A 5,865-nucleotide genomic window follows, 5' to 3' on the forward strand; every position below is an offset into this window, starting at 1 on the left:
GTTTCGGGGCGCTGCCCCGGACCCCGCGCCTCAAACGCCGGCGAGGCTGGGTTTGCCACTCCACCGGCGAGGCCGGGGACGTCCCCGGCAGGCTGGGAGCACAGGGCAGGCCCCGGCGGGGGAGGCGTCAGCCGCGGACGCCGCAGAGGTGGAGGAGGGCGGCCACGGCCCGGTAGGGGTCGGTGCGGCCCGCGCGGTCCTCCGCGGCGATGATCTGGGACAACTCCGCAGGCACCGGCAGTGAGGACTCGTTGGGGACCCCGTCCGTGAAGACCCGCACCCCGTACCACGCCGACAGCGGTGCCCCGATCCCCGACATCGTCGCGGCCAGCGCCTCGCGCCGGTCCGCCCGGGCCGGCAGGCCCAGCCGGTTGGTGTAGGCGTCGGTGTCGAAGGCGGCCAGCGCCCCGGCCCAGTCGCCGCCCAGCCCCGCCCGCATCGCCAGCGCGTCCGCATTGCGCACCAGCAGCGACAGCAGGCCGCCGGGCGCCAGCATCCGGGCCAGCGCCGCCAGCAGCGCGTCCGGCTCGGGCACGTACATCAGGACGCCGTGGCAGAGCACCACGTCGAAGCTGCCCGGCAGGAAGTGCGCGCCGGTCTCCCGGCCGTCGCCCTCCATGACGCGGACCCGCTCGCGGATCCCGGCCGGCTCCCCGGCCAGCTCACGGCGGGCCGCCGCCAGCATCTCGGGGTCGGACTCCAGGCCGGTGACCTTGTGCCCGGCCCGGGCCAGCCGCAGCACCTGCGTGCCCTGGCCCATGCCGACGTCCAGGATCCGCAGCCGCTGGCCCACCGGGAAGCGGGCCGCGATCTGCTCGTCGACCTGGCGGGCCATGAGCTCCTGGCGCACGGTGTTGCGCAGGCCGCCGAGCCCGGCCAGCCAGGGGCTCGCCCCGCCGGTGAAGCCGACGGGCGAGGCCTGGGCGGGCACGGAGACGGAGAGCGGCGTCGCCGGGGCGGCCCCCTCGGGGGCCTCGGTCACCGCTGCGGCGGCCGGCCCGGCAGCCGGCCCGGTAAAGGCCGGGTCGGCCGTACTCAGGGCCGCTCTCCGCGCTTGACCTGCGGCTTCGGCAGGCGCAGGCGACGCATCTGGAGGGTGCGCATCAGGCCGTAGGCCACCGCGCCGCGCTTGGGCTGGTCCGGGAAGCGCGTGTTGAGGGCCTTGCGCAGGCGGAAGAGCAGGCCGATCGAGTCGACGATGATCAGCGCGATCACGGCCAGCCAGAGCATCAGCGCGATGTTCTGGATGCTGGTCACCCGGATCATGCTGAGCACGAGGATCAGCACCGCCAGCGGCAGGAACATCTCCGCCACCGAGTAGCGCGAGTCGACGTAGTCGCGGACGAACCGGCGGACCGGGCCCTTGTCGCGGGCCGGCAGGTAGCGCTCGTCACCGGCGGCCAGGGCCTCCCGCTGACGGGACATCTCCGCACGGCGCGCCTCGCGCGAGCGCTTGGCGTCCTCCTTGCGGTTGCCGGTGGAGGTGACGACCGACTTGCGCTGCGACTGGGCCACGGCGCGCTTCGGCGTCGGGCGGCCCTTGGGCGCCTGCGGGTCACGGGGCTGCTTGGAGAGGTCGTCGGTCACCTTGGCGGTGGTGGACGCCTTCTCTTCCTTGGAGGAACGGCTACCAAACACAGAACCCAAGGGTACGGGGTGTGCGGCGGGTACCCCACCGCACCGGGGAACGATCCGGCAACGACGTGCGTCCTTCCCCCTGCGGAGCCGCCACGACCGGCGCGGCGGATTCCGCGAGGGTACGGGCACCACGTACTCCTCTGGCGTGACGGCGACCGTCCGTACTCGTCCTGGAGGAGGAGCGCATCCGTGCGCGAACAGTGCGGTAATGGAAGCAGGGCCCGTACTGTGGGTCTTGATGGAGTCCAGGCCCTGAAAGCCGTCAGCAGTCGTCAGAAGGGGGCGCGCGAAGCCCATGAGCGGTGTCATGAAGCGTATGGGGATGATCTTCCGCGCGAAGGCGAACAAGGCCCTTGACCGGGCCGAGGACCCGCGCGAGACCCTTGACTACTCGTACCAGAAGCAGCTCGAGCTGCTGCAGAAGGTCCGCCGGGGCGTCGCCGACGTCGCGACCTCCCGCAAGCGCCTGGAGCTCCAGCTGAACCAGCTCCAGAGCCAGTCCGGCAAGCTCGAGGAGCAGGGCCGCAAGGCCCTGGCGCTCGGCCGCGAGGACCTGGCCCGCGAGGCGCTGTCCCGCCGGGCCTCGCTCCAGCAGCAGGTCAGCGACCTGGAGGTGCAGCACCAGACCCTCCAGGGCGAGGAGGAGAAGCTGACCCTCGCCGCCCAGCGCCTGCAGGCCAAGGTGGACGCCTTCCGGACGAAGAAGGAGACCATCAAGGCCACGTACACGGCCGCGCAGGCGCAGACCCGGATCGCCGAGTCCTTCTCCGGCATCTCCGAGGAGATGAGCGACGTCGGCCTCGCGATCCAGCGTGCCGAGGACAAGACCGCGCAGCTCCAGGCCCGCGCCGGGGCGATCGACGAGCTGCTGGCCTCGGGCGCCCTGGACGACCAGAGCGGTCTGGGCGCCAAGGACGACATCCAGGCCGAGCTGGACCGCCTCTCCGGCGGTACGGACGTCGAGCTGGAGCTGGCGCGCATGAAGGCCGAGCTGGCCGGCGGCTCCGCCGCCAAGCCCGCCATCGAGGGCGGCCGGCCGGACGCCCAGGGCGATCAGCAGACCCAGCACCGCTTCGACAAGCAGTAGGACAGGGGCCCGTCATGATTGTCCGCATCATGGGGGAAGGTCAGGTCCGGCTCGACGACGCCCACCTCGTCGAGCTCAACAGGCTGGACGACGAACTGCTCGCGGAGCTGGAGAGCGGTGATGAGGACGGCTTCCGGCGCACCCTGGGGGCCCTGCTGGACGCCGTGCGCCGGCTGGGCTCGCCCCTGCCGGACGACGCGCTGGAGCCCTCCGAGCTGATCCTGCCTGCGCCCGACGCCGGGCTGGACGAGGTCCGGCAGATGCTCAACGACGACGGCCTGATCCCGGGCTGAGCACCGCCCCGACGACGGCACCGGCCGGCACCCGCTACGCGGGTGCCGGCCGGTCGCACGTCCGGCCCGGCCGCCCCTCAGCCCGCCCGGGCCCGCTCCTTGTCGGGGGCCCCGCCGATCCAGTCCTGGACCTTGCGCCGCCGTACCGCCCACCGCCGGTCGTGCCGGTACGCCCGCAGGCCCGCCTTGGCCCGGGCCCGCGGCCGGTTGGCGTAGAACCGCTTGGCGTACGGCGAGCCCGGCCGGGCCAGCCGTACCGCGCCGATCAGCGCCACGAACGGCACCACCGTCCCCAGCAGCGCGGTGCGCGGCTTGCCCTTCCACAGCGCGAAGAGGGCGAGGAAGAAGTTGGTGGCGGTGTTGAGCACCACCGCCCCCCGGTTCGCCCGCTCCTCCGGGGTGAGGTCGTTGACGCCGAACGGCAGGAAGCCGCCGAGCACCAGGCAGACCAGCGCCGCGGTGAGCACCACGATCTCCACGCTCTTGCGGCCCTGCTCGCTCCAGTAGACGTCGTCCAGGTGCAGGATCAGCGCGAACTCGTCGAGCACCAGCCCGGCGCCCAGGCCGAAGAGCACGGCGGAGACCAGCGCCCCGAAGCTGTGGTGCCGGCTGCCGACCGCGCCGAAGCCGCCGATGATGACCAGCACCACCCCGGGCACCACATGGTGCACGTGCAGCCCGCCGGGGCGGATGTTGCGGAAGGGGCCCTTGCCCGCCCTGATCAGACGCGTGATCGTACGGGTGACCAGGAAGGACAGCACGAACGAGAGCAGCGCGAGCAGCAGCGGGAGTTTGCCCGGCTCGACGATGTTGCGGTACCACCAGTGACCCATACCACCAGCTCCCGTTTTGGCAGGTAATGGGTAATTTACCGGTCGGCGGCAGCGGGTACCGTTCCGGCGGTGACCGATTCTGTCCCGCCGCCGCTCCCGCCCGAGGAGCGCGCCACCCTGCCCGACGGCCTGCGATTCGCCTTCGGCACCCTGACCGTGCTGCCCGCCCGCATCACCCGATGGGACCGCCCGGCCGCCCGCACCGGGATGCTCTGCGCCCCGGCGGCCGGCCTGACGGTCGGTCTGCTCGCCGCCGCCACCGGCACCGTACTGCTCTTCCTCGGCGTCGGGCCGCTGCTCGCCGCCGTGGTCACCGCGGCCGTCCCGGCCGCGCTCACCCGGGGCCTGCACCTGGACGGGCTGGCCGACACCGCCGACGGCCTGGGCAGCGCCAAGCCCGCCGAGGCCGCCCTGCGGATCATGAAGCAGTCGGACATCGGGCCCTTCGGCGTGATCGCCGTGGTGGTGGGGCTGCTGGCCCAGACGGCCGCGCTCTTCGAGCTGTTCGGCGAGTCCTGGCTGCGCGGCGCCCTGGCCGTGACGGTCGCCGCCACCGCCGCCCGGCTGGCGTTGACGCTGGCCTCCCGCTCCGGGGTCCCCGCCGCCCGGCCCGAGGGGCTGGGCGCCGCGGTCGCCGGGGTGGTGCCGCGCGGGCCGGCCCTCGCCCTGGCCGCCCTGGTCGTGCTGGCCGCGGCCGCCGCCGCGCTGCCGCTCGGCCCGGCCGGCGCGCTGCGGCACGCCGGGGCCGTCCTCGCGGCCCTGGTCGTCGGCGAGTTGGTGCTGCGGCGCTGCGTGGGCCGGTTCGGCGGGGTCACCGGGGACGTCTTCGGCGCCGTCGCCGAGACCTCCGCCACCACCGCCCTGATCGTCCTCACCCTCGGCGGCCCGGCCGCCGCGTGAGCCGCCTAGGCTGACCGTATGACCGCCGACACCGCCGACGCCGCCCGCCCCGAGGGCCCCATCCGCGTCCTGCTCGCCGACGACCAGGCCCTGCTGCGGAGCGCGTTTCGGGTGCTGGTGGACTCCGAGTCCGACATGGCCGTCGTGGGCGAGGCCGCCGACGGGGCGCAGGCCGTGGAACTGGCCCGGGAGCGGCGGGCCGACGTGGTCCTGATGGACATCCGGATGCCCGGCACCGACGGGCTGGCCGCCACCCGCATGATCAGCGCCGACCCCGGCCTGGCCGGGGTCAGGGTCGTCATGCTCACCACCTTCGAGGTGGACGAGTACGTGGTCCAGGCGCTGCGCGCGGGCGCCTCCGGATTCCTCGGCAAGGGCGCCGAGCCGGACGAGCTGCTGACCGCGATCCGGATCGCGCACGCCGGCGAGGCGCTGCTCTCCCCGGCCGCCACCAAGGGCCTGATCGCCACCTTCCTCCAGCAGACCGCCGGCGCCCCCGCCGACCCCGCCGGCAGCGGCGCGCGGGCCGAACGCCTGGCCGCCCTCACCGGCCGCGAGCGGGAAGTGCTGGTCCAGGTCGCCGGCGGCCTCTCCAACGACGCCATCGCCGAACGGCTCGAGGTCAGCCCCCTCACCGTCAAAACCCACGTCAACCGCGCCATGTCCAAACTCGGCGCCCGAGACCGAGCGCAACTGGTCGTCTTCGCGTACGAGTCGGGCCTGGTACGCCCGCGGGGCGAGTGAGCGGCGCTCCCCCGCCCGCCCAACCCCGCCCGGGCACCCTGGGCGGCGCCCTGCTGTACCCCTCCCAGCCCCGCCGGCCCCTTGCCCAGCCTCGCTGGGGGGCACCTCCCAGCGGTAGCTGGGGAAGTTTGAGGCGCGGTGGCGCCCTGCTGCACCCCTCCCAGCCCCGCCGGGGCGGCGCCCTGCTGTACCCCTCCCAGCCTCGCCGGGGCGGCGCCCTGCTGTACCCCTCCCAGCCCCGCCGGCGTTTGAGGCGACCGTCGCGGAGCGGCGGTGCGGGGTTCGGGGCGGAGCCCCGCCGTCTCCTTACCCAGCCTCGCCGGCGTTTGAGGCGCGGGGGCTCCGGGGGCGGTGCCCACCGGTTTCGGGA

Annotated in this window: 7 protein-coding genes; 4 read left to right on the forward strand and 3 right to left on the reverse strand. The window is 74.3% G+C overall.

What is annotated here, in order from left to right; all coding sequences use genetic code 11:
• Window positions 1-127 precede the first annotated feature (127 nt).
• A complete protein-coding gene (locus AB0O40_RS37330) occupies window positions 128-835 on the reverse strand; it encodes a methyltransferase domain-containing protein (RefSeq protein ID WP_365050672.1) in 708 nt (235 codons plus the stop codon).
• Between the two features lie 200 nt (window positions 836-1,035).
• A complete protein-coding gene (locus AB0O40_RS37335) occupies window positions 1,036-1,647 on the reverse strand; it encodes a DUF3043 domain-containing protein (protein ID WP_365050654.1) in 612 nt (203 codons plus the stop codon).
• 286 nt (window positions 1,648-1,933) lie between these two features.
• On the opposite strand from AB0O40_RS37335, the gene AB0O40_RS37340 reads away from it, so the two are divergent.
• Window positions 1,934-2,725: a PspA/IM30 family protein gene (locus AB0O40_RS37340; RefSeq protein WP_365050657.1), complete on the forward strand. Its 792-nt coding sequence runs from the start codon at window positions 1,934-1,936 to the stop codon at window positions 2,723-2,725.
• A gap of 14 nt (window positions 2,726-2,739) precedes the next feature.
• The gene (locus AB0O40_RS37345; protein WP_365050660.1) at window positions 2,740-3,018 is read left to right on the forward strand and encodes a hypothetical protein; all 279 of its coding nucleotides are present in this window, start codon (window positions 2,740-2,742) and stop codon (window positions 3,016-3,018) included.
• 77 nt (window positions 3,019-3,095) lie between these two features.
• Here AB0O40_RS37345 and AB0O40_RS37350 read toward each other — a convergent pair whose 3' ends face one another.
• Window positions 3,096-3,851 carry a hypothetical protein gene (locus AB0O40_RS37350; protein ID WP_365050663.1) on the reverse strand — a complete coding sequence of 252 codons (756 nt, stop codon included), beginning with the start codon at window positions 3,849-3,851 and terminating at the stop codon, window positions 3,096-3,098.
• Window positions 3,852-3,920: 69 nt separating this feature from the next.
• Here AB0O40_RS37350 and AB0O40_RS37355 point away from each other — a divergent pair, with 69 nt between their 5' ends.
• Both AB0O40_RS37355 and AB0O40_RS37360 read left to right on the forward strand, forming a co-directional pair.
• Window positions 3,921-4,751: an adenosylcobinamide-GDP ribazoletransferase gene (locus tag AB0O40_RS37355; RefSeq protein ID WP_365050666.1), complete on the forward strand. Its 831-nt coding sequence runs from the start codon at window positions 3,921-3,923 to the stop codon at window positions 4,749-4,751.
• A gap of 18 nt (window positions 4,752-4,769) precedes the next feature.
• Complete coding sequence (locus tag AB0O40_RS37360; protein ID WP_365050669.1) at window positions 4,770-5,495, forward strand: response regulator transcription factor; 726 nt, start codon at window positions 4,770-4,772, stop codon at window positions 5,493-5,495.
• Window positions 5,496-5,865 lie beyond the last annotated feature (370 nt).

Source organism: Streptomyces sp. NPDC089919 (assembly GCF_040684615.1).
GTDB lineage: Bacteria > Actinomycetota > Actinomycetes > Streptomycetales > Streptomycetaceae > Streptomyces.